Origin of the sequence: Oerskovia merdavium, assembly GCF_014836755.1 — a bacterium.
In the GTDB taxonomy this organism is placed as follows: Bacteria; Actinomycetota; Actinomycetes; order Actinomycetales; family Cellulomonadaceae; genus Oerskovia; species Oerskovia merdavium.
In genome coordinates this window covers 107590-129290 of the sequence record NZ_JACSQF010000010.1, presented here as the reverse complement: position 1 = coordinate 129290, position 21701 = coordinate 107590, and the positions used below count along the sequence as shown (strand labels likewise).

Sequence of the window (21701 nt, the reverse complement as noted above, 5' to 3'; positions counted from 1 at the left end):
ACGGGGTTGTGACAACGCTGCCCCGTCCGCCCGGGTGCTAAGCCCGCACCGCGAGCGTGCTGGCGCCGTTCGGCAGGCGCCTGACCTCGATGCGCTCGGCGATCGACTGCTTGAGCGCGTCGACGTGGGACACCACGCCGACGACCCGGCCACCCGCGCGGAGCTTGCCCAGCTCGCCGAGCACCGCCTCGAGGGTCTCGGGGTCGAGCGTGCCGAACCCCTCGTCGACGAACAGGGTGCCGAGGTCCACGCCGCCCGCCTCGGCCGTCACGACGTCGGCCATGCCGAGCGCGAGGCACAGCGACACGTAGAACGTCTCGCCGCCCGAGAGCGTCCGCGGGTCGCGTGCCGCCTCGGTGCGGTGGTCGAGGACCTTCATCGCGAGCCCGGTCCGGCGCGTCCGGACGTCCTCCTTCTCGTCGGAGCGTTCGAGCTCGTAGCGCCCGTCGGACATCTCCCGGAGCCGCTCGTTGGCTGCCGCGACGACGTCCTCGAAGCGCCTGACCAGCACGTACGTCGCGAGCGAGAGCGCCTTGGCGTTGTCCGGGCCGGACCCGGCGGCGAGGCTCGCCATGCGGGCCACGGGGGCTGCCGCCTCCCGTTCGCGGACCCACCCCTCCACGGCCGAGGTGATCTCGCTCGCCGCGCGCGCGGCGAGCCGTGCGCGCTGAGCAGCACCGTTGGCGTGGAGGGCGGCTCGCCGTTCGGCGGTCTCCGCCTGCCCGACGACGTCACGCGCCCCCGCGAGGTCGACCTCCACGTCCGCGGGCAGGGTCGCGATGGACTCCTCGGCGAGCCCTCGGCGGACGCGCTCGGCGTCGGCGTCCGCGGCACGCAGGCGCCGTTCGAGGGCCTCCCGCTCCGCGGGCGGACGGACCGCGGCGATCGCGTGCTGCTCGTCGTCGAACCCGGCCTCGGCGACGACCGTCGCGACCTCGGCCGCGCGGGCGGCCACGGTGTCGGACGTGCGTGCCACGGCGGACTCGGCATCGAGGAGCGCGGTGACCGCGAGGCCACGGTCCCGGAGGGCCGCCTCGATGACCGCGACGGGGTTGGCCGGGGACCCCTCGTCGGCCAGTGCGTCGGGCAGGGCGGCGTCCGCGAGGAGCGGCCCGGTCGCGTCGAGCTCGGTGGCGATCTCCTGGCGGTCCCGCTCGATCCCCGCCCCGAGCGCGTCGAGGCGCGCGGTCTCGCCCGCGATCCGCTCGGCGAGCCCCGCAGCCAGGGCGGTCAGCGCTGTGGTCTCGGTGTCGAAGTCCGTGAGAGCGGTCGCGGCTGCGGCTCGCTCGGCGACCGCGGCGGAGGACTCGGCGACCAGCGCCTTGGCCGCGTCGACCGCCTGGAGGGCGTCGTCGGGCGTCACTCCGCCTGCCGTCCGGAGGAGCCCGTCGAGCCGCTCGGCGAGGGTGGCCACCTCGGCCGAGACCTCGGTCACGGACTGCTCCGCGCCACGACGAGCGGACTCCGCCGCCTCGACCGCGTCCCGCCCGACGTGCTCGGCGCCGGTGCGGGCCGGAGCAGGGTGCTCCTCGGCGCCGCAGACCGGGCAGGGGCAGCCGGGCTCGAGCTCTGCCGCGAGGTCTCCGGCGATCCCTCCGAGCCAGGCCGTCCGCAGGGCGTGCTCGGTGCCCGCGGCCGTGCGCGCTGCCGCGACTGCGGTGTCCTGCCGCTCGCGCGCGGCGTCGAGGTCAGCGCCCGTCGCGACGGCCTGGCGTGCGGCACGCAGCACGGACTCGGCGGCGAGCACCCTCTCCTGGCGCTCGCCGAGCCGACCTGCGGCGTCGGCGAGGGCGTCCCGCCGGGCTTCGAGCAGCGCGCGAGCCGCAGGACGGGCCTCGAGGTCGGCGAGCGTCCGCGTGCGCTCCTCGCGCTCGCGGTCGGTCTCCTTGCGACCGTCGACCAGCTCGCGCTCACGGCGCGGGAGCGACTCGCCCAGCGGCAGCAGCCGGACCAGTCGCGCCTCGGCTGCGGACAGGCTCGACCGCAGCACCTCGAGAGCCGACACGTCGGACACCGCCAACGACTCGGGCACGCCGGTCCTCGCGAGGAGCAGGCGCTCCTGGGCAGCGGTGGCCTCGCCCGCTGCCCGGCGCGCTCCGGCCAGCACGGGTTCCACCACGGCGGCACGACGCGCGGCCGCGAGGGTCTCCCGGTCGAGCGTGACCTGGTCGGCCGCGGCGTGGAGGGCGGCCTGCTCGGCGAGCAGCTCGTCGCGTCGCACCGCTGCGGCGCTCACGGTACGGGCGGCCTCGAAGGCCTCGCGGGCCGCGACGAGCGCGGTGTTGGCCGTGATCTCCTGCGCGCCGAGCTCTGCTGCGGTGCGTTCGAGCACGCCGACGTGCCGGTGGACGAGGGTCCGGACCGAGGCCTCGGGCTCGACGGGTGCGAGCGTCCCTGTGTCCTCCCCGACGGCGAGGTCCGCGACCGCGAACAGGTCGTCGTCCGGGACCGGGGTCTCGTCGACAGGGCCCGCGAGCCGTGCGTCGTCTCGCGCGGCCTCGCGCAGCGCCGCAGCGTCCTCGCTCGGGAGCCCCGCCGCGCCGACGAAGCTCTCGACGGACCCCGCGGCGACCGACCTGGCCGCGGCCACCGCGCTCTGCGCCTCGCGGTTCAGGGCCGCGAGCTCGCTCTGCACCCTGTCGTAGATCTCGGTGCCGAAGACCTTCTGGAGCAGGTCGCGGCGGTGCTCGGGGTCGGCCCGGAGGAAGTTCGCGAACTCTCCCTGCGGGAGCACGATGGTCTGGACGAACTGTCGTCGGTCGAGACCGATGGCCCGTTGGATCTCGAGCCCGGCCTCGTCGAGCCTCGTCGAGAGCAGCTCACCCGGGACGTCGTCCGAGTCGCCCCACGGCGCACCCGGCCCGCGTGCCTCACCCGCCACGAGCCCGGCCTGGTCAGCCCCTGCGAGCCGCCAGAGCCTGACGCCGGCCTGTTGCGTCGTGGTCCCGGTGCCGCGCTTCTTGGGGCGCTGGAACTCGGGGCTGCGCCGCACGCGGTACACGCCCGAGCCGGTCTCGAACACGAGGTCGACGAACGACTCGACCTCGGGCGGCGCATAGGCCGACCGCAGCCGGTCCTCGCTCGCCGCCTCGGACGCGACCTTGCCGTAGAGCGCGAAGACCACGGCGTCGATGATGGTCGACTTGCCTGCGCCGGTGGGTCCCTCGAGCAGAAAGATCCCCGAGGTCGCGAGCTCGGCGAAGTCGATGCGGTGGGGTCCCGCGAAGGGGCCGATGGCCTGGAGGGCCAGGGAGTGCAGGTGCATCAGGCGCTCCGCTCGCTCGCGAGGGCCCGCTCGAGCGCCGTGCGCAGCGCTGCTGCCTCGCTCGTCCTCGGCCCCGATCCGGTGACGTGCTGGACGAACTCGTGGGTCACCTCGAGCGGGTCACGCCCCGAGCCGACGACCGAGACCACCTCGCGCTCGGTACCCCGAGCCGGGCGGTGCTGGACCTGGAGCGCGTGCGGGAAGCGCGTGCGGATGCGCGCGTACATCTCGGTGGGCCGAGAGTCGTCCGTCACGAACACCCGCAGCCAGTCGTCGGTGTGTGCGTCACCGGCCTCCCCGAGCAGCTCGTCGAGCGTCCCGCTGACCTCGGCGAGACGTCGCGGCACCGGGGCGGGGACAAGCTCCGTCCGAGCCTCGCCGCTCGCGTCGAGGTCCAGCAGGACCGTCGACTTCTTCTGGTGCATCTCCGAGAACGAGTACGCGAGCGGCGACCCCGAGTACCGGGCCACGGTCCCGCCCGCACCGCCCTGGCCTGTGGTTCCACGTGAAACATCGGTCGGCACGGTGACCTTCTGGGGGCCGTGCAGGTGGCCCAGGGCCACGTAGTCGACCCCGACCCCGCCGAACACTCCGGCCGGCACCGAGTCCACGCCACCGACACGGATGTCCCGCTCTGACTCCGAGGCCTGTCCGCCGACCACGAACGCGTGCGCCATGACCACGTTCCGCAACCGGTCGCCGGGGGCACTCTCACGGCGGGCCGCCACATCGGCACCGATCCGCCGCATGGCCGCGGCGGTCACGGCCTCGTGCGAACGTGGCAGCGGTCGCCGCTCGGCGGCCGGTCCGGGCGCCTCGCTCGCGTCGGGCGCGTCCTCGCAGCACCCGTCCGCGAGCTCCCAGCGCACGCCGTCAGGGTCGAGGTAGGGCACCGCGTAGACCGCGACCTGCCCACCCGAACCACCGCGCGAGGCGGGGTCCAGGATCACCGGCGCGCCGACGTCGGGCACACGGGTCCGGAAGTGGACCCCCGGACGCATGAGCGACGCCCCGAAACCCAACCGGATCGCCGAGTCGTGGTTCCCGGGCGTCAGCACGACGTCCGCGTGCTCCGCGAGCCGCGCGACCGTGTCCGACAGAAGGGTCACGGCGTCGACCGGCGGGATCGCCCGGTCGTACACGTCCCCCGCGACGAGGACCGCCTCCACGCCCTCCGCACGCACCACCTCGACCAGGTGGTCCAGGTACGCCGCCTGGTGGCCCAGCAGGTCGACCCCGTGGAGCGTCCGGCCGAGGTGCCAGTCCGAGGTGTGCAGGATGCGCATGACCCGAACGGTAGCCCGAGCCACCCACAGCACCGCGGGCGCCGAGGCGTGACACGCCCTCCGGCGGGCCGACCCACCGCGCTACGCTCCTCGTTCACACCGATCAGCACCGGAGGCCCTCGTGGACCGCAGGACCCTGGACGTCGCCGTCCCCGTCACGTTCGGTCTGCTCGTGGCCTCCTCGGCCATGTGGTTCAGCGCCGCCCAGCTCCCGATCATGATGGTCGGCGGGGTGCTGGTGGGGCTGTACTTCTCGGCGTTCCGGCAGAAGCTGCCGCAGGAGCTCCCCGCCCCCGACGGGACGCAGCAGGTCGAGGCGCCGGTCCGCCACAGGATCGAGACCGAAAGGCCGACCGACGCTGCCGCCCCGTGGGGCACCCCGCCTGCGATCGAGGACCGTCGAGACGACGTCTAGGACCCTGCGGAGGCCGTCCTCACGATGGGGATGGTGCCCGCCATGCCGATCATCTCGAGCAGGTCCTCGAGCGTGCTCGTCGGGTCCTGCAGGACCACGGGGCGTCCGTCCTCGGAACCCAGCATGTAGACCTGCAGGATGAAGGCGATGCCCGAGGAGTCGATGAAGGTCACCTGGCCGACGTCGATCGTCACGGGACCTGGATGCGTGATGACCTGCGCCATCGCGTCGCTCGCACGGTCCCGCAGGGCTGCGTCGATCTCTCCCCACAGCGTGATGAGGGAGCCCTCCGGGGTCGCCTCGTAGGTGATGCCTGCGTCCAAGGTGCTGGGGATGGTCATGCTTTCTCGTGCTCCGTCAGTCGGTGAGGCTGGTCCTCGCGGACCGTCCTCCTGGTCAACGATCGGGCAATGAACGGTGTTCCCGGGGTCGGGGCCCGTGATGGTCAAACCCTGTGAGGCTAGACCGGCTCGGTCACGTCCGCGACCTGCGCGCCCAGGACGGCCGCGAGGCGTGCCCCGTCGACGGTCGCCGCGACGCCGAACGCGCCCCCGCCGATCGAGACGAGCGGCGCAGCGCCGCCCGGTTCGCCGAGGAGGTCCGCCACCGTCTCGTCCTGCCCGACGGCGCTCTCCGCCGCGGTGGAGCCCGCCTCCCGGAAGACGACGCGCGTGTCCGCGACGACCGGCCACGCGGTCGTGGAACCGAACGGCGTGATGGTGCCGCGCTCGTACCCGGTGACCTCGCGGGCGACGTCCTTGTCCGGCATGGACAGTCGCGAGACGCCCAGGAGGGCCCTGAGCTTGGGCCACGAGATGGTCCGGTCTCCGGGCACCAGGACGAACAGGTAGTCGTCGTCACCACGACGGACCACGAGCGTCTTGACGATGTTCGCCGGGTCGATCCCCCGTGCCGCAGCAGCCTCCTCGAGAGAGCCCACCGGGCCGTGCCGGGTGATGGTGAAGTCGATCCCGGACGCCTCGAGTGCGGCGCGTGCTCGCTCTTCGCTCATTCCCCAGACCCTAGGCCCCGCCGCCGACACCCACCGCACGAGGAAGCGGCCCGCACAGTTCGTCCACGCCACCTCCCCCCGTCGTCCGCGGCGGCCAGCGGTCGCGGTCCCGGTCGGCCGGTGCTTGCATCGGAGGCACGTCCCGCCGGCCCGACCCGAGGAGCACGATGCACCCCGAACCTCCCCCGCTCCTGCGGCCCGAGCGTCGGGGACGCTTCGGGATGGATCGCGTCGGGTCGGTCGCGACGACCCTCGTGCTGCTGGCCATGGTCGCCCTGTGGCTCGTCCCCACCGCGGTCGACGAGGGCACCCCGGCCACCGAGACCGAGATCCCCGCGGGGAGGATCGTGACGGTGTCCGACGGCGCCTCGACCGCGACGATCCGGTTCCCCGCAGGATGGTCCACGACGGCCGACATCAGCCCGTCGGGCGACGCGAGCGGGTCCACGTTCGACGGCGCGAGCCTGACCGTCGACCGTGCCGGGGTCGGCGTCGAGATCGAGGTGGTCTCGGGCGTCGAGAACGCCAACGTCTTCTTCACGCGACGCGCCCGGCTCGCCGAGCTCTCGACGGGCACGAGCCTGTACGACGCGCGGATCGTCTCCGAGGGCGACCCGGCCGAGGTCTCGGGCGTCCTCCGGTCGGACGGCCCCGCGGCCGCGTCGCTCACGGTCAAGGTCACGCGGCAGCAGGCCCAGGGAGGCGTCTCGATCCTCGCGTACGGGACGTCGTCGGACCTGCAGGCTCAGGCCGAGGCCGTGGCGGCGCTCGTGAAGGCGGTGACGATCTCGTGACCGACCAGCTCCGCAACGTCCCCGTGGTCCTGCCCACGGGCGCTCCCGCACGACGCCGACGCGGTCTGTTCCCCCACTACCAGTGGGCGACCTGGCTCTACTGGGTGTGCCTGGTCGTGACCGGGTTCTCGATGCTCCGCGCGGCCCGCCAGGACGCGCTGCTCACCCCGGAGGGCCTGGGGATCGGGGTGCTGCTCGCCGGGCTCGTCACGCTCCTGCTCACGGCGATCGTCCGGCGGCTCGACCTGTTCGAGGACGAGCCGGGTCCCCTGCTGCTCGCGGCCTACGCGTGGGGCTTCGTCGCCGCTCCGACGATCGTCGTGGTCGCGAACGACCACCTGATCTCGGCGCTCGAGCGCGTCGGCCTGGCCTCCTGGTCGGCGGCCCTCGCAGGGCCGACCGACGAGGAGCTCATCAAGGTCCTCGGCGTGGTCCTGGTCCTCTACGCGGGGCGCGCGCACGTGACCCGGCCGCTCAACGGGCTGGTCTACGGCGCGATGGTCGGCCTGGGCTTCGAGGTCAGCGAGAACATCAGCTACATCGTGCAGGGTGCGATCACGGACCCGAGCTCCGACGCGGTGGGGGCTCTCCAGGTCGGGCTGAGCAGGGTCCTGATCGGGTTCGGCGCGCACGTGATGTTCAGCGCGATCGCCGGGTTCGGCGTGGCCTACGCGCTCACCGCGTTCCGCATCTCCGTGGCCCGGCGCGTCGCGGTGGCTCTCGGGGCCTACCTGCTCGCCTGGGCCCTGCACTTCGCGTGGAACGCCCCCGAGATCTTCTTCCCGTCGTCCGAGGCGGGCGCCTTCGCGTCGGTCTTCCTCAAGTACGTGGTCCTGATCCTCGCGTTCGTCCTCGTCTTCCGATACGCCCGGAGCATCGACCACCGCTGGTTCGAGGCGGTCCTCGCGGACCAGCCCGACGACGTCGTGACGCCGGGCGAGAGGGAGGCGCTGCGGTCCGTCCACGCCCGGCGGGCGGCGCGCAGGGCGGCGCGGCACGCGGGCGGCGCGGCCGAGAGCCGCCGCCTGGCCGACCTGCAGGAGGCCCAGCTCCGGCTCGCGACCCTGCTGGGCATCTACCCCGACGGGTCGCCGCCCGTCGAGGTCCAGAAGCAGGTCGTCCACGAGATCCGTTCGCAGCTGATCGTGCCCGTCTAGCCGAGGTGCACGACGTCGCCCTTCCAGGTCCGCCGCAGCCACCGGTCGTGCGACGCGACGACCACGGCCCCCGGCCACGTCTCGACCGCGGCCATGAGCTCCTCGGCGAGCGCGAGCGAGATGTGGTTGGTCGGCTCGTCGAGCAGCAGGACGTCGGGAGCCTGGGTCACGAGCATCGCGAGGACCACGCGCCGCCGCTGGCCCACGCTCAGCTCCGCGAGCGGCCGGTCCAGGTCGCGGGGTGCGACGAGGCCGTGCGCGTTCACGAGCGGACGGTCCGCGGGGTCCTGCCCCGTGATGAGGGCGAGCAGGTCGCGCGGGGTGCGGTCGTCGTCGTGCAGGCGGACGTCCTGCTCCAGCAGGGCGACCTCGACGCCTCGCGCGCGCCCCACGGAGCCGGCCGACGGCACGATGTCCCCCGCCAGCACGTGGAGCAGCGTCGACTTGCCCGAGCCGTTGGCCCCGGTCACGAGGAGCTTGGCGCCGGGCGCGACGTCGATCGACGGGACCCCCGCAGCCCGCAGGTCGAGCCGAGGGCGTCCGGGCGTCGCGGCGCCGGGCTCGGTCGCCCCGCCCTGCACGACGACGTCACGCGCCCAGAGCGCCAGGCCGTCGGTGCCGTTCGACGCCCCCTGGGAACCGCGCCGACCGCCCGACCGCCCGGGGGACGAGCTCGTCGCCCGCTCACGCACGAGGTGCGGCGGGGAGAACCGCAACGGCTCCGGGGGCTTGTGGACCTGCTCGGCCTGGAGCGTGTCGAGACGCTGCTGGGCGTTGCGCACGCGCCGCGAGACCTGCGACTGCACGCGCTCGCCCTTGGCGTCGTAGAGCAGCTTGGACTGGTTGCCGCGCTCGCGGTCGTGCGAGACGTTGCGCGCCGTGGTCGCGACCGACCGCCTCAGCGCCTTGAGCTCGTCCTGCTCGGCCGCGAACTGCTGCTCCCAGCGCGCGCGCTCGACGCGCTTGGCCCGCAGGTAGTCGCGATAGCTCCCCGCGTACAGCGTGCCGCCCGTGCGCCCCGCGGAGCTGGCCTCCTGCGAGGGGTCGAGGTCGAGGATCTCGGTGCAGACCTCGTCGAGGAACACCCGGTCGTGGCTCGCGAGGAGCACGGCCCCGGGCAGCGCGCGCAGCGCCGTCGCGAGGAACTCGGCGGCCTCGTCGTCCAGGTGGTTGGTCGGCTCGTCGAGCAGGAGCGCGCCGGGCTGGCGGATGAGGAGCGCCGCGAGGCCGAGGCGCGTGCGCTGGCCGCCCGAGAGCCGCGCGACGAGGCGGCCGCGATGGATCACGTCGAGCCCCAGACCTGCGAGGGCGCGGGAGGCGCGGGCGTCGGCCCCCCACACGTCCGACTGCTCGGCGCGCGCGAGGGCCAGGTCGTAGGCCGCGGTGAGGGTGTCGACCTCGGTGGACCCTTCGTCCGGGCCGGGCCGGGTCGTGCCCCTGCCGGGTTCTGACGACGAGGCGAGGGCCGCGCCCGCGTCCTCGAGCGCGCGCTCGATCTCCCGGACTCCCGCGAGGGCGTCCTCGACGACCTGACCGACGGTCGTCGTCGGGCCGTAGGGAAGCTCCTGGTGCAGGTAGCCAAGGTCTGCCGGGCGCGTCACGGACCCGGAGTCGGGGTCCTCGATCCCTGCGAGGAGCCGCAGGAGCGTCGACTTGCCGACGCCGTTCTCGCCGACCAGACCGGTCCGGTGACCGGGGTCGACGGCGAGGCTCACCCCCGCCAGGACCGTGCGGTCGCCGTAGGACTTGGTGAGGTCCGTCGCGGTGAGGAGGGACGGGGAGGCATGGGTCATAGGGTCACCTGACTGGAAGGGCGCCACGGCGGCACAGGAGGCTGCCTGCCGACGTCGAGCGCGCCGGGACGCGACGAGGTCGTCACGTCGCGGGGCGACGTCGGGGCGCGAGAGGAAGGGGGTCTCGCGGGCAGGCTCAGATCCACATGGGCCCCACCCTACGCGGCCGCCTCGACGCCTCGCGACCGCATCACGGGGTCGCCGAGGGCTCCTGGGTCACGAAGGCCGTGGACGTCGGGTCCGAGGTCGGTGTCGGCGCCAGGGTGGGCGTCGAGTCCGGTGTCTCGACCGGAGGGGTCGTCGTCGGCGGGTCCGTCGGGGTCGGCGGGGTGGTCGTCGGCGGGTCCGTCGGGTCCGGCGTCTCGACCGGAGGGGTCGTCGTCGGCGGGTCCGTCGGGGTCGGCGGGTCCGTCGGAGCGGGCGTCGTGGGCGTCGGGTTCGGCGTGGGGGCCGGGCTCGGCGGCGTCGTGGGAGGAGTGGTGGGCGGGGTCGTCGGCGTCACGGGAGGAGCCGACGGGGTCGCGGGGACACCCCCGGTGTAGCGGTCCGGCATGGCGCCGGCCGCGTAGAACTCGAAGTGCCAGGGCTCGGGCTTACGGCCGTCGAGCCGCGCCCACGACGGGTTGTCCCACCCGTAGTCCGGTGCGTGCAGCCGCATCCACAGGTACTCCGCGCTGCGGCCCGTCGAGACAGGCTGCCCGACGTCGATCGCGAGACCCCAACCGTGCTGCGAGGTGCCCGGGACGGCGGCGAGGTACGGCTTGGCCGCCTTGACCGCGACCTGCGCGTCGTAGCTGCGGTACGAGTCGGTGATGCGGAGCGGCTTGCCGAACTCCTTCTGGTACTCGACCGCGAGCGCGTTGAGCTGCTCGGCGGCGTCGCAGCGCAGGCTGTGCCCGGGGGCGAAGTCCAGACCGCAGAGCACCGAGCCGGGCAGCTGTCCGTTGCCGTACTGCGCGGTGCTGTCGGCGTACTTGGCGACCACGGCCGCGAGCTGGTCGGCGAGCGTGCCGCCGGCGGGGACCGCCATGCCCGCGGCTGGCAGGACGTCACCGGGCGCCAGCGCGTAGGACGGACCCATGAGCTCCGCGAGCCGCGTCGCGGCGACGACGACGTCGTCGAGCGTGACCAGGTCGTCGTGGTCGGGCGCGTCCTCGTCGGTCGGGTCGCCGGTCAGGTCACCGGGGAGCGGCGCTCCGTCCTCGACCGTCCCGTCAGGAGCGACGACTCCGTCAGGAGCCACCGTGCCCTCGGGAGCCACGGTCCCGTCGGGAGCCACCACGCCCGACGGCGCGTCCCCGCCCTCGGCGTCCGGCCCCACGGGGGCCGTGGGCTCGGGCGAGACGGGATCCGGGTCGGTCGCCAGGGCGTCCGCCGCACCGGCCGGCACGTAGCCCGCGGGCAGGCCGGACGACACGGTGTTCGCCGCCGCGGCAGCGTCCACGACGTCGGAGGGGGCCTCCGTGGGGGCGGGTCCCTCGATCACACCGGAGGTCCCGGGAGCCGCAGTCCCGACGGGGGCGACCGGTGCCAGCGGAGACAAGGGAGCGGGGGCGGGCGGGGTGGCCAGTCCGTCCAGGAAGAAGCTCCCGGCCCCGCTCGTCCCGGTCCCACCGCTCGTTCCTGGAGCGGCCCCACCGGCAGCGGCCTGCTGCGCCTGGTAGGTGGCCAGCAGCATGCCGAGCTCCGAGCGGGCCTGGAGCACGCCGTCCGGGACCTGCGCCTCGTTCGCGATGTACTCGTCCGAGCGGTCGACCGCGGCCACGACCCGTTCGAGCTGGACGTCCTCGCGCGGCGGCTCGTAGGCCGCGGGGAGCACGCCGAACGCAGCACCCGCCGCCGGGGCCTCCGGCGCGGCGTACTGGACCGACCAGGCCTCTCGGTGCGTGATCGACGACCCCACGAACCCGACGGTCATGACCGACCCGAGCACGAGCGTGGTCGACAGGATCCACGGGACGGCACGAGACGGGTGGCGCGGGCGAGCGCCCGCGGCGAGGCACGGGGGTGTGGGGGCAGACGGTGGAGGAGCCGCGACGGCGGCCGCCGCAGGCGCGGCGGGGACGGACGAGCCGGCGACCTGGCCTGCCTCGTCGTGCGGGCTCACTGCTGCTCCCGCAGGGCGGCGTGAACGCACACGGTGCGTCGGCAAGGTCACCACGAGACTCCAATTGTCCGGTCTTGCGTCTTTCGACGTAGCGAGGCTATCGCGAGAAAGGCCAAACTCAAGCCTGAACGACGAACGGCGTGTACGCCACCCCTCCTGGATGAACACTGAGGGTGACTTCTCAGGTTGCCCGAGCACAATGGGCACATGGACACCTCGACCCCGCTCCAGGCGCCCCCCGCGCAGCGCTCCCGACGCACCCGCCGGAGTGCCGCCGTCGGGCTGGCGCTCGTCCTGTCCACGTCCGTGCTCGGAGCCTGCGGCGACGACGGGAGCATCACCCTCCCCGAGTTCACCATCACGAGCGACCAGCTCGACCAGCTCCTGAACGACGCCAAGGCCCAGGCCGAGACCATCGGGGCCGACGTGCAGTCGCTCGTCGACGGGCTCGGCTCGCTCCCCGAGGACAAGCGCGCGCAGGTCGAGGAAGCCGTGACCTCGGCGAAGACCGCGTCGCAGGACCTCCAGGCAGCGATCGACGAGGCCGCGACCGCGAGCGAGGACGCCAAGGCGCAGGCCGAGCAGCGCGTCGCCGAGGCGCGCACCCGGCTCGACGAGGCCTCGGCCCGGCTCCAGTCCGCGTCCGACGCCGTCGAGTCCGCCGACCAGGCCGTGAGCTCGAAGCTCGACGAGCTCCGCACGGAGGTCGACAAGCTCTCGGCCGACGTCGAGGACGCCACGTCCTGACGGCCGTGTCGCACCCGCCCGGGCGAGGAGCCGTCGGGGCAGACTGAGGCATGCCGTCCGCCGCTCCTGAGCCCGCGCTCGACCGCACACCCGTCCCCGATCTCGACGAGACCCTCGCGCTCGCCGGCGTCGCCCTGGGCGCCGCGCTCGCCGAGCCCGAGACCCTCGGCGGGTCGACGAGGTCCCTCGTCGTCCGGGCCCGCGTCGTCGCGGGGCTCACGACCGACCGCCTCGACACGACCCGCGCCGCCGCGCGCGCCCCGGGCAGCACGGTCGTGGTCAAACGCTTCCTGGACGGTCCCGGCGCGCACGGCCTGCCGTTCGAGCACGAGGTCGCGGGTCTCCTGACGCTCGACCGCACGCCGGTGCTCCTGGCCGTGGACGAGGCGCACCGCCTCCTCGTCATGAGCGACGTCGGCGACGGGCCCACGCTCGCCGACCTGCTGCTCGGCACCGACCGCGACGCGGCCTGGCAGGGCGCGCTCTCGTGGGCGACCGCGCTCGGCGAGCTCGCGGGGGCCTCCGGGCAGCACGTCGAGCGGTTCTCGTCCGAGCTCGCGGCCCGCGGCGTCGTGCGCGGGTGGGACCTCGACGCGGACGCCCGCGCGGGGGTGCACCGGCTCGTCGGGGCCCTGCCGACGCCCACGGACCTGGCACGCGACCCGCTCGACGCGACCCTCGCGTTACTGCACGACGACCTCGAGGCGCTCGCGAGCCTGCGCGCACCCGGGAGCGCCGTCGTCGTCTCCCCCGGGGACACGTGCCCCGACAACGCCGTCCTCACGCCCGCCGGCTGGGTCTTCCTCGACCTCGAGGACACGACGGCCCACCACCCCGCTCTCGACGCCGCCTACACGCTCATGCCGTTCTCGACGTGCTGGTGCGTGTTCGACCCGCCGCCCGGACTGACCGACGAGCTCCTCGCCGCGTTCACCACGGGGCTCGGACGGCACCTGCCCGACGCGGTCGTCGAGCCCGCCTGGAACCGTGACGTCCTGGTCGCGTGCGCAGGCTGGATCCTCGCCATGACGGGCTGGCTGCTCGAAGGAGCGATCGAGGGCAGGCCGCGCGTCGGGCCGGAGGGCCGCTCGCCGTCGTACCGCCAGCTCGTGCTGTCCCGGTGGCGCTGGGGCGCCGAGCACCTGCGGGACGTCACCCCGGGCATCGCGGCCCTCCTGTCCGACGGCGTCGCGTGGGCCGAGCGCGAGTGGGGCCCCTCGCCGTCGGGCGGGTATCCCGCGTTCGCCTGACCGTGCCGCAGTCCTCCCCGACGGGCCGCCACGACGGGACCTAGGTCCCCCGAGATCCTCGACCTTCGCCCCAGGTCACGCGCCTCGCGCTCCGGTGGAATGGAGTCAACGAACCGGAAGGGGATCCGGTCCTGGAGACGAGGAAGACAGACGACATGAGTGCAACGATCGAACGCCCGACCAGCTCGGCCCGCTCGGCCCGAGCAGTACGTGCCGTCCCTCACGAGGTCACCGGGGCGACCACGACCGCGAGCCTCGCGGTCCGCGGCACCCTCCCGACCCAGATCGTCCTGGGGATCTTCCGGATCGTCATGGGCTTCTACTTCGTGTGGGCCTTCCTCGACAAGACCTTCGGCCTCGGGTTCTCGACCCCCTCGGAGCGCGCCTGGATCAACGGCGGCAGCCCCACGGCCGGCTTCCTCGGAGGCGTCGAAGGACCGTTCGCGAGCTTCTTCAACGGGATGTCCGGCGCGGCCTGGGCCGACTGGCTCTTCATGGCGGGCCTCCTCGGGATCGGGCTCGCCCTGATGCTCGGGATCGGGATGCGGATCGCCGCGATCGCCGGGACCGTCCTCCTCGGCTTCATGTACCTCGCGTCGCTGCCCCTTACCACCAACCCCATCATCGACAGCCACGTCGTCGAGGCCCTCGCGATCATCTCGCTGGCCATGATCGGCGCCGGCGACACCCTCGGCCTCGGCCGACAGTGGAAGAGCCTGCCGCTCGTCCGCAAGAACTCCTGGTTGGTCTGATCCCCGGTTCGGCGACGCGATCCGCTCGCCACGGCGATACACCCAGGTAGACGCGGGAATCACGGGGAACGCGAGACCCCGGCCCGCCCGACGGCCCTCCCGGTCACCTCCCGGAGGGCCGTCGCTCTTTCCCCGGCCGGTCGGCCACCCGCCGACCGGCCGGGGGCACACCCGTCGGAACCCGCGGCGGGTGCCGGGACTGTCCAGATCGAGGGGGTTCGTCATGGAATACCTGAAGACCCACCACCAGTGGGAGAGCACCGTCCCGGTCCTCCCGAGGCCGGCTCCGGTCCGTACATCTGACAGACTCACGTGGGTGACCGAGTCCCTCCCGTCCGCCGTCGCGCACCGCGTGCTCGACGCCGTCGTCGCCATCACGAGCAACCTCGACCTCGACACCGTGCTCCGCCGCATCGTCGAGGCCGCCATGGACCTCACCGGAGCCCGCTACGGCGCGCTCGGGGTCCGCGACGGCGACCGGCTGGGCCGGTTCGTCCCCGTCGGCATGGAGGACTCCGAGGTCGAGGCGATCAGCCACTGGCCCCACGGCCACGGCCTGCTGGGCGAGGTCATCCGGCACCCGCACCCCCTGCGGGTCGACCAGATCGAGGGCTACCCCGCGGCGTCGGGCTACCCCGCGGGCCACCCGCCCATGCACTCGTTCCTCGGCGTGCCGATCCAGGTCCGCGACTCGGTCTACGGCAACCTCTACCTGACGGACAAGCGCGACGGCTCCCCGTTCACGCAGGACGACGAGGCCGCGGTCCGCGCCCTGGCCGCCGCCGCGGGCGTCGCGGTCGACAACGCCCGTCTCTACGAGGACGGCCGCCGCGTCGCGGTGCTCGAGGACCGCGAGCGCATCGCCCGCGACCTGCACGACGTCGTCATCCAGCGGATCTTCGCGTCCGCGATGACGCTCATGAGCACGACCAAGCACATCGAGAACGAGATCGTGCGCTCACGCGTCGAGGAGGCCGTGAACGACCTCGACGACACCATCCGGGAGATCCGCTCGACGATCTTCGCGCTCCAGGCCACGACTCCCCCCGAGGCCAGCCTCCAGGAGCGCCTGACCGCGGCGGCCGACGCCGTGACCCCCGCGCTCGGGTTCGCTCCCTCGGTCATCATCGAGAGCGACGACTCGTCGCTCGTGCCCGCCGAGGTCGCGGACCAGCTCGTGGTCGTGGTCGGCGAGGCGCTCACGAACGTGGCCCGGCACGCACGGGCCTCGCGCGTCGACGTGCGGCTCAAGGTCACGGACGACGCCATCACGCTCTCGGTGGTCGACGACGGGATCGGCTGCGAAGGGGTCGACGCGGGCGACCACCGCGGCGGGCTGCACAACCTCGCGACGCGCGCCGAGGCCCTGCGCGGGAAGCTCGCGGTGGGACCCGCCGAGGCCGTGGCACGGGAGGTCGTGGGCGCAGGGGCGACCGAGGCCGCCCCGTCGACCGCTGTGCCCACGGGCCGCGGGACCGCGCTCGTGTGGCGGATCCCGAACGCCTGAGTCGTTCCTCGGGCGGGGTCCGGACCTGCCGGCCGGGCGACCCGCGCACCCGACCTACGCTCCGTCGTCGGGCGATGCCCAGCGGGCCGTGCGGCTCAGCCGCGCGGACGGTCCTCGGTACGCAGCTCGGTCGCCAGGACCGCGACCTGCGTGCGGCGCTGCAGCCCGAGCGTCGACAGGATGTGCGACACGTAGTTCTTGACGGTCTTCTCTGCGAGGAACAGGCGCTCACCGATCTGGCGGTTCGTCATGCCCTCGCCGATCAGGTCGACGATCTGACGCTCCTGGGGCGAGAGCCCCTCGAGACGGTCGACCTCCTGGGCCTGCGGCGTGCGCAGCCGGTCGAGGATGCGCGCGGTGCTGACCGGGTCGAGCAGCGAGCCGCCGCCCGCGATGGTCCGCACGGCCCCCACGAGGTCGGAGCCGTGGATCTGCTTGAGGACGTAGCCCGAGGCCCCCGCGAGGACGGCCTGGAACAGCGCCTCGTCGTCCGCGAAGGACGTGAGCATGAGGCAGCCGATCTCCGGCATCTCGGAGCGCACGTCGCGGCAGACCTCGACGCCCGAGCCGTCGGGCAGGCGCACGTCGAGCACGGCGACGTCCGGTCGCACCGCACGGATGCGCGGCAGGGCCGAGGCTGCGGTGCCGGCCTCGCCGACGACCTGGATGTCGTCCTCGGCCTCGAGGAGGGCGGCGACGCCGCGGCGGACGACCTCGTGGTCGTCGAGGAGGAAGACCCGGATGGGGTCGGGGGTGGTGCCCATAGGGAGAACTTATCGGAGTTGTGTCAGAACGAGGGTGCCGGACGAGCAGGACGCCCGACGGCGCCGCTCCCGCAGGAGCACCTGCTCGACGTCACAGCGCGCGGGCGGGCGACGCCCCTGCGGCGGTCCTACGGTGGGGAGATGCCGTCGCACTCCCCCGTCCCCGTCCAGAACCGTCGGCGGAGGCCCCGCTTCACGGGCCTCATCAAGCCCCACGAGGCCTTCCCCGCGATCGCCCGGCTCGACCGCCGCATGAACGAACGGACCTACGGGCGACGGCTGGGCCCGCAGGCCGATGCCGCGCTCGTGCGGCTCTCGACGGCGGCGAACCACAGCGTCCTGTGGATGGTGCTCGGTGCCGGGCTGGCCGCGACCGGTGCCCGGGGGCGCCGTGCCGCGGTGCGGGGCCTGGGGACGCTCGCGGTCGCGAGCGCGACCGCGAACCTGCTCGGCAAGGGGCTGTTCGGCGGTGATCGTCCCGCTGCGGACGTGCTGCCGCTCGTGCGGCGGCTGCGCCGCTACCCGACCACCCCGTCGTTCCCGTCCGGCCACTCGGCGTCGGCCGCGGCGTTCGCGACGGGGGTGGCCATCGAGTGGCCCGCCGCCGGGCTCGTCGTCGCGCCCGTCGCGGGGGCGGTCATGTACTCGCGCCTGCACGTGGGCGCGCACTGGTTCTCGGACGTCGTCGGGGGTGCCGCGCTCGGGGTCGGGCTCGCCGTGCTCGGCCGGTGGCTCGTTCCCTCTCCCCCCGGACCCGCACCCGACGTGCCTGCCGGGCCCCCCACCGACGTCCCCGCTCTCCCCGACGGCGAGGGCTTGTTCGTCGTCGTCAACACGTCCGCCGGGTCCGGGCGGATCCTCAAGGAGGACCCTCTCGAGGTCCTCCGCCGCGACCTCCCGAAGGCCCGGGTGCACGTCCTCGCCGAGGGGGACGACCTGCACGAGCTGTACGACCTGGCGGCACGCGGCCAGGCCGACCGTGCCGACCGTGCCGACCAGGCCGGTCATGCCGGTCATGCCGGCACGACCTCCGACGACGTCCGCCCCGCGGTCGCGCTCGGGATCAGCGGAGGCGACGGCACGGTCTCGACCGCGGCTGCTGCCGCCCGGGAGCACGGGCTCCCGCTCGTGGTCCTGCCCGGCGGGACGCTCAACCACTTCGCCAAGGCGGCCGACCTCACGTCGATGTCCGCGACGGTCGACGCGGTCCGGACCGGTTCGGGCGTGAGCGTCGACGTCGCCGAGCTCCGCGTCGACGGCAAGGACCCGCTCACGGTGCTCAACACCTTCTCGCTCGGCATCTACCCCGAGCTCGTCTCGCAGCGCGAGCGCGCCGAGAAGCGGCTCGGGAAGTGGCCGGCGACCGTGTGGGCCACCTCGCGCGTCCTGCGCTCGGCCGCCCCGCTGCGGCTGTCCGTGGACGGCGTGGTCGGCTCGTACTGGTCGTTCTTCGCGGGCGTCGACAAGTACGTCCCGCAGAACCTCGCCCCTGTCGAGCGCATCCGGCTCGACGACGGCGTCCTCGACGTCCGCACGGGCCGCGCCGAGAAGCGCTACAGCAGGGTGCGGCTGTTCCTCGAGACCGTCGCGGGCGGCGGCGCGTCCTCGCTCGCGCGGCGCGTCCAGCCTCTCGAACGCCACCTCGCGGTCGACTCGTGGACGACGCCCGACCTCGCGCTGCGCTTCGGGGACGGCCCGCCGCACGACCCGGTGATCCTCGCGCACGACGGCGAGACGCTCGAGATCGACGGCGACCGCGTCGTCGACGCGACGCTCACCATGGTGCCCGGCGGTCTCCGGATCTACGCACCCACGGACCCGACGGCGGGCTGAGGCCGAGCGTGCCAGGGGACGGCCCGTCTCCTGGACGTGCCGTCGCGTGCCGTCGCGCACGGCACGACGGGAGCACCGCCGTCGGGCCGGGGGGGGCGCTCCCCCGCCGCCCGCCGGCGCAGCGCGGGCCGCGCGGTCCTCTCGCCGTCCGGTGCGTGACCGTCCCGCCCCGCCGTCGCAGGTCGGCGTTAGTCTCGGCGTGTGAGCACGCCTGAGGAGAGCACCCAGAACGACCGCACCCCGTCGCTGCCGTCGGGCGGCGGGCGGACCGAGGCCGGGGACCGCGTCGCGGCCGTCGCGGCCTCGCTCGCGGACGAGCTCGTCGCGATCCGGCGAGACATCCACGCGCACCCCGAGGTCTCGCGGGCCGAGACCCGCACCACGGCGCTGATCGCCGACCGCCTGCGCGCAGCCGGGCTCGTGCCGCGCCTGCTGCAGGGCACCGGGCTGGTGTGCGACGTCGGAGGAGCCGAGGGGCCCGACGGCGAGACGCGCGGGCGGGTCGCACTGCGAGCCGACATCGACGCGCTGCCGCTCCAGGACCGCTGCGAGCTGCCGTGGGCCTCGACCGTCCCGGGGGTCGCGCACGCGTGCGGTCACGACGTCCACACGACCGTGGTGCTCGGGGCGGGCCTGGTCCTGGCCGAGCTCGCGCAGCGAGGAGAGCTCACGCGCCCCGTGCGGCTGATCTTCCAGCCCGCCGAGGAGGTCCAGCCCGGCGGCTCGCTCGACGTGATCGCGCAGGGCGGCCTCGACGGCGTCGACGAGATCTACGCGGTCCACTGCGACCCCAAGGTCGACGCCGGGCAGATCGGTACGCGCATCGGCCCCATCACCTCGGCCTCGGACGAGGTGTCGGTGACCATCACCTCGCCGGGCGGCCACACGTCGCGCCCGCACCTGACGGGCGACGTCGTCTACGCGCTCGGCCAGGTCATCACCCAGGTGCCGGCCGTGCTCGGGCGCCGGCTCGACCCGCGCTCGGGCGTCAACCTCACGTGGGGCGCGGTGCACGCCGGCTCGGCGCACAACGCGATCCCCAGCACCGGGACCGTCCGGGGGACGCTGCGCTGCCTCGACGTGCGGGCCTGGGAGTTCGCGGGCCAGGTGCTCCACGACGCGGTCGAGCAGGTCGTGGCCCCCTACGAGGTCGAGGTGACCGTGAACCACACGCGCGGCGTGCCGCCGGTCGAGAACGCCGAGGACTGCACGGGGGCGCTCGAGGCGGCCGCGCGCGACGTGCTCGGGCCGGCCTCGGTGCTGCTGACCGAGCAGTCGCTCGGCGGGGAGGACTTCGCCTGGTACCTGACCAAGGTGCCCGGCGCCATGGCGCGGCTCGGGACCCGGACGCCCGGCGGCCGCTCGTACGACATCCACCAGGGCGACCTGCAGGTCGACGAGTCGGCGATCGGTGCCGGGGTCCGGCTGCTCGCGCGCGTCGCGCTGGGCTGAGCGGGCGGGGCGGGCTCGGCGACGGGCACGGCGGGCACCCAGACCGGTCCAGCGACGGGCACGGCGGGCACCCAGACCGGTCCAGCGGCGGCGACCGGACGGCTCCCGGCGTCCCCAGCCATCGCCTGTCGTGGTTGCTCGACACAACCAGGTGTCCGATCCGTGGACCGAGAACGACCACGGCTGAGACGCCAGATGACGCTTCCATAACGAAGCGGCGTCGTTACCCGCAAGTAACGTCCACGATTCAAGGACGTGGCTAGTGTTCGATCCATACAGGCCGACGGACTCCGTGACCTTCCCGTGCAACGGCGCGCGGGTGGGTCCCGGTCATCTCCGTGAGGCCAACGACGAGATCGACAGGAGCTCATGGTGAAGAGAGCAACGCAGATGACCGCGCTCGCGGCGGTCGCCGCGCTGACGCTGGCCGCATGTGGCAGCGCGCCCGACGAGGGTGGCAGCACGGGAACGGCGGGAGGCTCCGAGTCGAGCTTCAAGGCCTGCATGGTGTCCGACGCCGGCGGGTTCGACGACAAGTCCTTCAACGAGTCGGGCTACAACGGCCTCATGGCTGCGGAGAAGAACCTGGGCATCCAGACCGCCACGGCGGAGTCGAAGGAGGAGTCGAACTTCGCTCCGAACATCGACAACCTGATCTCCGAGAACTGCAACATCATCGTCACGGTCGGCTTCCTGCTCGCGACCGCCACGGGCGACGCGGCCCAGGCGAACGCCGACGTCGACTTCGCGATCGTCGACTCGACGGCGCAAGACGCTGACGGCAACACGATCGAGCTCGACAACGTCAAGCCCATCAGCTTCGACACCGCCCAGGCCTCGTTCCTCGCCGGCTACCTCGCCGCGGGCATGAGCAAGACGGGCACGGTCGCCACCTACGGCGGTCTGCAGATCCCGTCCGTGACGATCTTCATGGACGGCTTCGTCGACGGCGTCGCGAACTACAACGAGACGCACGGCACCGACGTCAAGACCCTCGGCTGGAACAAGGAGACGCAGAACGGCTCGTTCGCCGGCGGCTTCGAGGACCAGTCCCAGGGCCAGCAGCTCACGCAGACCTTCATCGACCAGGGCGCGGACATCATCATGCCCGTCGCCGGTCCGGTCGGTGTCGGCACGCTCGCCGCGGCCAAGGACGCGACCGACGTCTCGGTCATCTGGGTCGACGCCGACGGCTTCGAGACCAACCCCGACTCGGGCGACCTGATCCTGACCTCGGTCCTCAAGGAGATCGGTGCGGGCGTCGAGGACGTCATCACCGCAGCCTCCGAGGACGAGTTCTCGAACGAGCCCTACGTGGGCACGCTCGAGAACGGCGGCGTGGACATCGCGCCGTACCACGACTTCGAGTCCAAGGTCCCGCAGGAGCTCAAGGACGAGATCGACCAGCTCCGCAAGGACATCATCGACGGCACCATCGTCGTGGAGTCCCCGAGCTCGCCGTGACCTGACGCTGTACCTCGTGGTCGAGCCGGCCCGGCATCCTCGCCGGGCCGGCTCGACCAGTCTTGGGCTAACGTCACAGGCAAGGCTGCCTGTGCATCGAAGG

17 protein-coding genes are annotated in these 21701 nt (G+C 73.6%); 10 read left to right on the top strand and 7 right to left on the bottom strand.

The window, feature by feature from the left end; translation table 11 throughout:
* Positions 1-37: 37 nt before the first annotated feature.
* Entirely contained in the window at positions 38-3265 is a 3228-nt protein-coding gene (locus H9641_RS11230) for an AAA family ATPase (RefSeq protein WP_191803755.1), read from the bottom strand.
* A complete protein-coding gene (locus H9641_RS11225; protein WP_191803754.1) occupies positions 3265-4551 on the bottom strand; it encodes an exonuclease SbcCD subunit D in 1287 nt (428 codons plus the stop codon). The genes H9641_RS11230 and H9641_RS11225 overlap by 1 nt, the downstream gene beginning before the upstream one ends.
* Before the next feature lie 121 nt (positions 4552-4672).
* Between H9641_RS11225 and H9641_RS11220 the strand changes: the two genes are divergently transcribed.
* On the top strand, positions 4673-4966 hold the full coding sequence (locus H9641_RS11220; RefSeq protein WP_191803752.1) for a hypothetical protein: 294 nt from the start codon (positions 4673-4675) through the stop codon (positions 4964-4966).
* On the opposite strand, the gene H9641_RS11215 is transcribed toward H9641_RS11220, so the two are convergent.
* Positions 4963-5307, bottom strand: a complete 345-nt coding sequence (locus H9641_RS11215) for an STAS domain-containing protein (protein WP_191803749.1) — start codon at positions 5305-5307, stop codon at positions 4963-4965. The genes H9641_RS11220 and H9641_RS11215 overlap by 4 nt on opposite strands.
* A gap of 119 nt (positions 5308-5426) precedes the next feature.
* Entirely contained in the window at positions 5427-5978 is a 552-nt protein-coding gene (locus H9641_RS11210) for an aminoacyl-tRNA deacylase (protein ID WP_191803747.1), read from the bottom strand.
* A gap of 167 nt (positions 5979-6145) precedes the next feature.
* Between H9641_RS11210 and H9641_RS11205 the strand changes: the two genes are divergently transcribed.
* On the top strand, positions 6146-6772 hold the full coding sequence (locus H9641_RS11205; protein WP_191803745.1) for a hypothetical protein: 627 nt from the start codon (positions 6146-6148) through the stop codon (positions 6770-6772).
* Positions 6769-7929, top strand: a complete 1161-nt coding sequence (locus tag H9641_RS11200) for a PrsW family intramembrane metalloprotease (protein ID WP_191803743.1) — start codon at positions 6769-6771, stop codon at positions 7927-7929. The genes H9641_RS11205 and H9641_RS11200 overlap by 4 nt, the downstream gene beginning before the upstream one ends.
* On the opposite strand, the gene H9641_RS11195 is transcribed toward H9641_RS11200, so the two are convergent.
* Both H9641_RS11195 and H9641_RS20715 read right to left on the bottom strand, forming a co-directional pair.
* Positions 7926-9722: an ABC-F family ATP-binding cassette domain-containing protein gene (locus H9641_RS11195; protein ID WP_191803741.1), complete on the bottom strand. Its 1797-nt coding sequence runs from the start codon at positions 9720-9722 to the stop codon at positions 7926-7928. The genes H9641_RS11200 and H9641_RS11195 overlap by 4 nt on opposite strands.
* 190 nt (positions 9723-9912) lie before the next feature.
* Positions 9913-11829: a M15 family metallopeptidase gene (locus tag H9641_RS20715; RefSeq protein WP_191803739.1), complete on the bottom strand. Its 1917-nt coding sequence runs from the start codon at positions 11827-11829 to the stop codon at positions 9913-9915.
* Positions 11830-12036: 207 nt separating this feature from the next.
* Between H9641_RS20715 and H9641_RS11185 the strand changes: the two genes are divergently transcribed.
* The 4 genes from H9641_RS11185 (at position 12037) to H9641_RS11170 (ending at position 16085) form a co-directional block, all read left to right on the top strand.
* Positions 12037-12576, top strand: a complete 540-nt coding sequence (locus H9641_RS11185; RefSeq protein WP_191803737.1) for a hypothetical protein — start codon at positions 12037-12039, stop codon at positions 12574-12576.
* Positions 12577-12626: 50 nt separating this feature from the next.
* The gene (locus H9641_RS11180; protein WP_191803735.1) at positions 12627-13826 is read left to right on the top strand and encodes an aminoglycoside phosphotransferase family protein; all 1200 of its coding nucleotides are present in this window, start codon (positions 12627-12629) and stop codon (positions 13824-13826) included.
* A gap of 155 nt (positions 13827-13981) precedes the next feature.
* Positions 13982-14578: a hypothetical protein gene (locus H9641_RS11175; protein WP_191803733.1), complete on the top strand. Its 597-nt coding sequence runs from the start codon at positions 13982-13984 to the stop codon at positions 14576-14578.
* Positions 14579-14894: 316 nt separating this feature from the next.
* A complete protein-coding gene (locus H9641_RS11170) occupies positions 14895-16085 on the top strand; it encodes a GAF domain-containing sensor histidine kinase (protein WP_318244530.1) in 1191 nt (396 codons plus the stop codon).
* 95 nt (positions 16086-16180) lie between these two features.
* Here the strand turns inward: H9641_RS11170 and H9641_RS11165 are convergent, their stop codons facing one another.
* Entirely contained in the window at positions 16181-16849 is a 669-nt protein-coding gene (locus H9641_RS11165; protein WP_191803731.1) for a response regulator, read from the bottom strand.
* Positions 16850-16990: 141 nt separating this feature from the next.
* Here H9641_RS11165 and H9641_RS11160 point away from each other — a divergent pair, with 141 nt between their 5' ends.
* The 3 genes from H9641_RS11160 (at position 16991) to H9641_RS11150 (ending at position 21598) form a co-directional block, all read left to right on the top strand.
* The gene (locus tag H9641_RS11160) at positions 16991-18682 is read left to right on the top strand and encodes a bifunctional phosphatase PAP2/diacylglycerol kinase family protein (RefSeq protein WP_191803729.1); all 1692 of its coding nucleotides are present in this window, start codon (positions 16991-16993) and stop codon (positions 18680-18682) included.
* 246 nt (positions 18683-18928) lie between these two features.
* Positions 18929-20134, top strand: a complete 1206-nt coding sequence (locus tag H9641_RS11155; protein ID WP_191803854.1) for an amidohydrolase — start codon at positions 18929-18931, stop codon at positions 20132-20134.
* Between the two features lie 372 nt (positions 20135-20506).
* Positions 20507-21598 (top strand): BMP family lipoprotein, encoded by a 1092-nt coding sequence (locus tag H9641_RS11150; RefSeq protein WP_377617607.1) that lies wholly within the window; start codon positions 20507-20509, stop codon positions 21596-21598.
* Positions 21599-21701 lie beyond the last annotated feature (103 nt).

Bases quoted from the DNA above. Each gene is read 5' to 3' on its own strand.
- H9641_RS11230 (WP_191803755.1), bottom strand. From the start codon at position 3,265: ATGCACCTGCACTCCCTGGCCCTCCAGGCCATCGGCCCCTTCGCGGGA.
- H9641_RS11225 (WP_191803754.1), bottom strand. From the start codon at position 4,551: ATGCGCATCCTGCACACCTCGGACTGGCACCTCGGCCGGACGCTCCAC.
- H9641_RS11215 (WP_191803749.1), bottom strand. From the start codon at position 5,307: ATGACCATCCCCAGCACCTTGGACGCAGGCATCACCTACGAGGCGACC.
- H9641_RS11210 (WP_191803747.1), bottom strand. From the start codon at position 5,978: ATGAGCGAAGAGCGAGCACGCGCCGCACTCGAGGCGTCCGGGATCGAC.
- H9641_RS11205 (WP_191803745.1), top strand. From the start codon at position 6,146: ATGCACCCCGAACCTCCCCCGCTCCTGCGGCCCGAGCGTCGGGGACGC.
- H9641_RS11195 (WP_191803741.1), bottom strand. From the start codon at position 9,722: ATGACCCATGCCTCCCCGTCCCTCCTCACCGCGACGGACCTCACCAAG.
- H9641_RS11185 (WP_191803737.1), top strand. From the start codon at position 12,037: ATGGACACCTCGACCCCGCTCCAGGCGCCCCCCGCGCAGCGCTCCCGA.
- H9641_RS11180 (WP_191803735.1), top strand. From the start codon at position 12,627: ATGCCGTCCGCCGCTCCTGAGCCCGCGCTCGACCGCACACCCGTCCCC.
- H9641_RS11175 (WP_191803733.1), top strand. From the start codon at position 13,982: ATGAGTGCAACGATCGAACGCCCGACCAGCTCGGCCCGCTCGGCCCGA.
- H9641_RS11165 (WP_191803731.1), bottom strand. From the start codon at position 16,849: ATGGGCACCACCCCCGACCCCATCCGGGTCTTCCTCCTCGACGACCAC.
- H9641_RS11160 (WP_191803729.1), top strand. From the start codon at position 16,991: ATGCCGTCGCACTCCCCCGTCCCCGTCCAGAACCGTCGGCGGAGGCCC.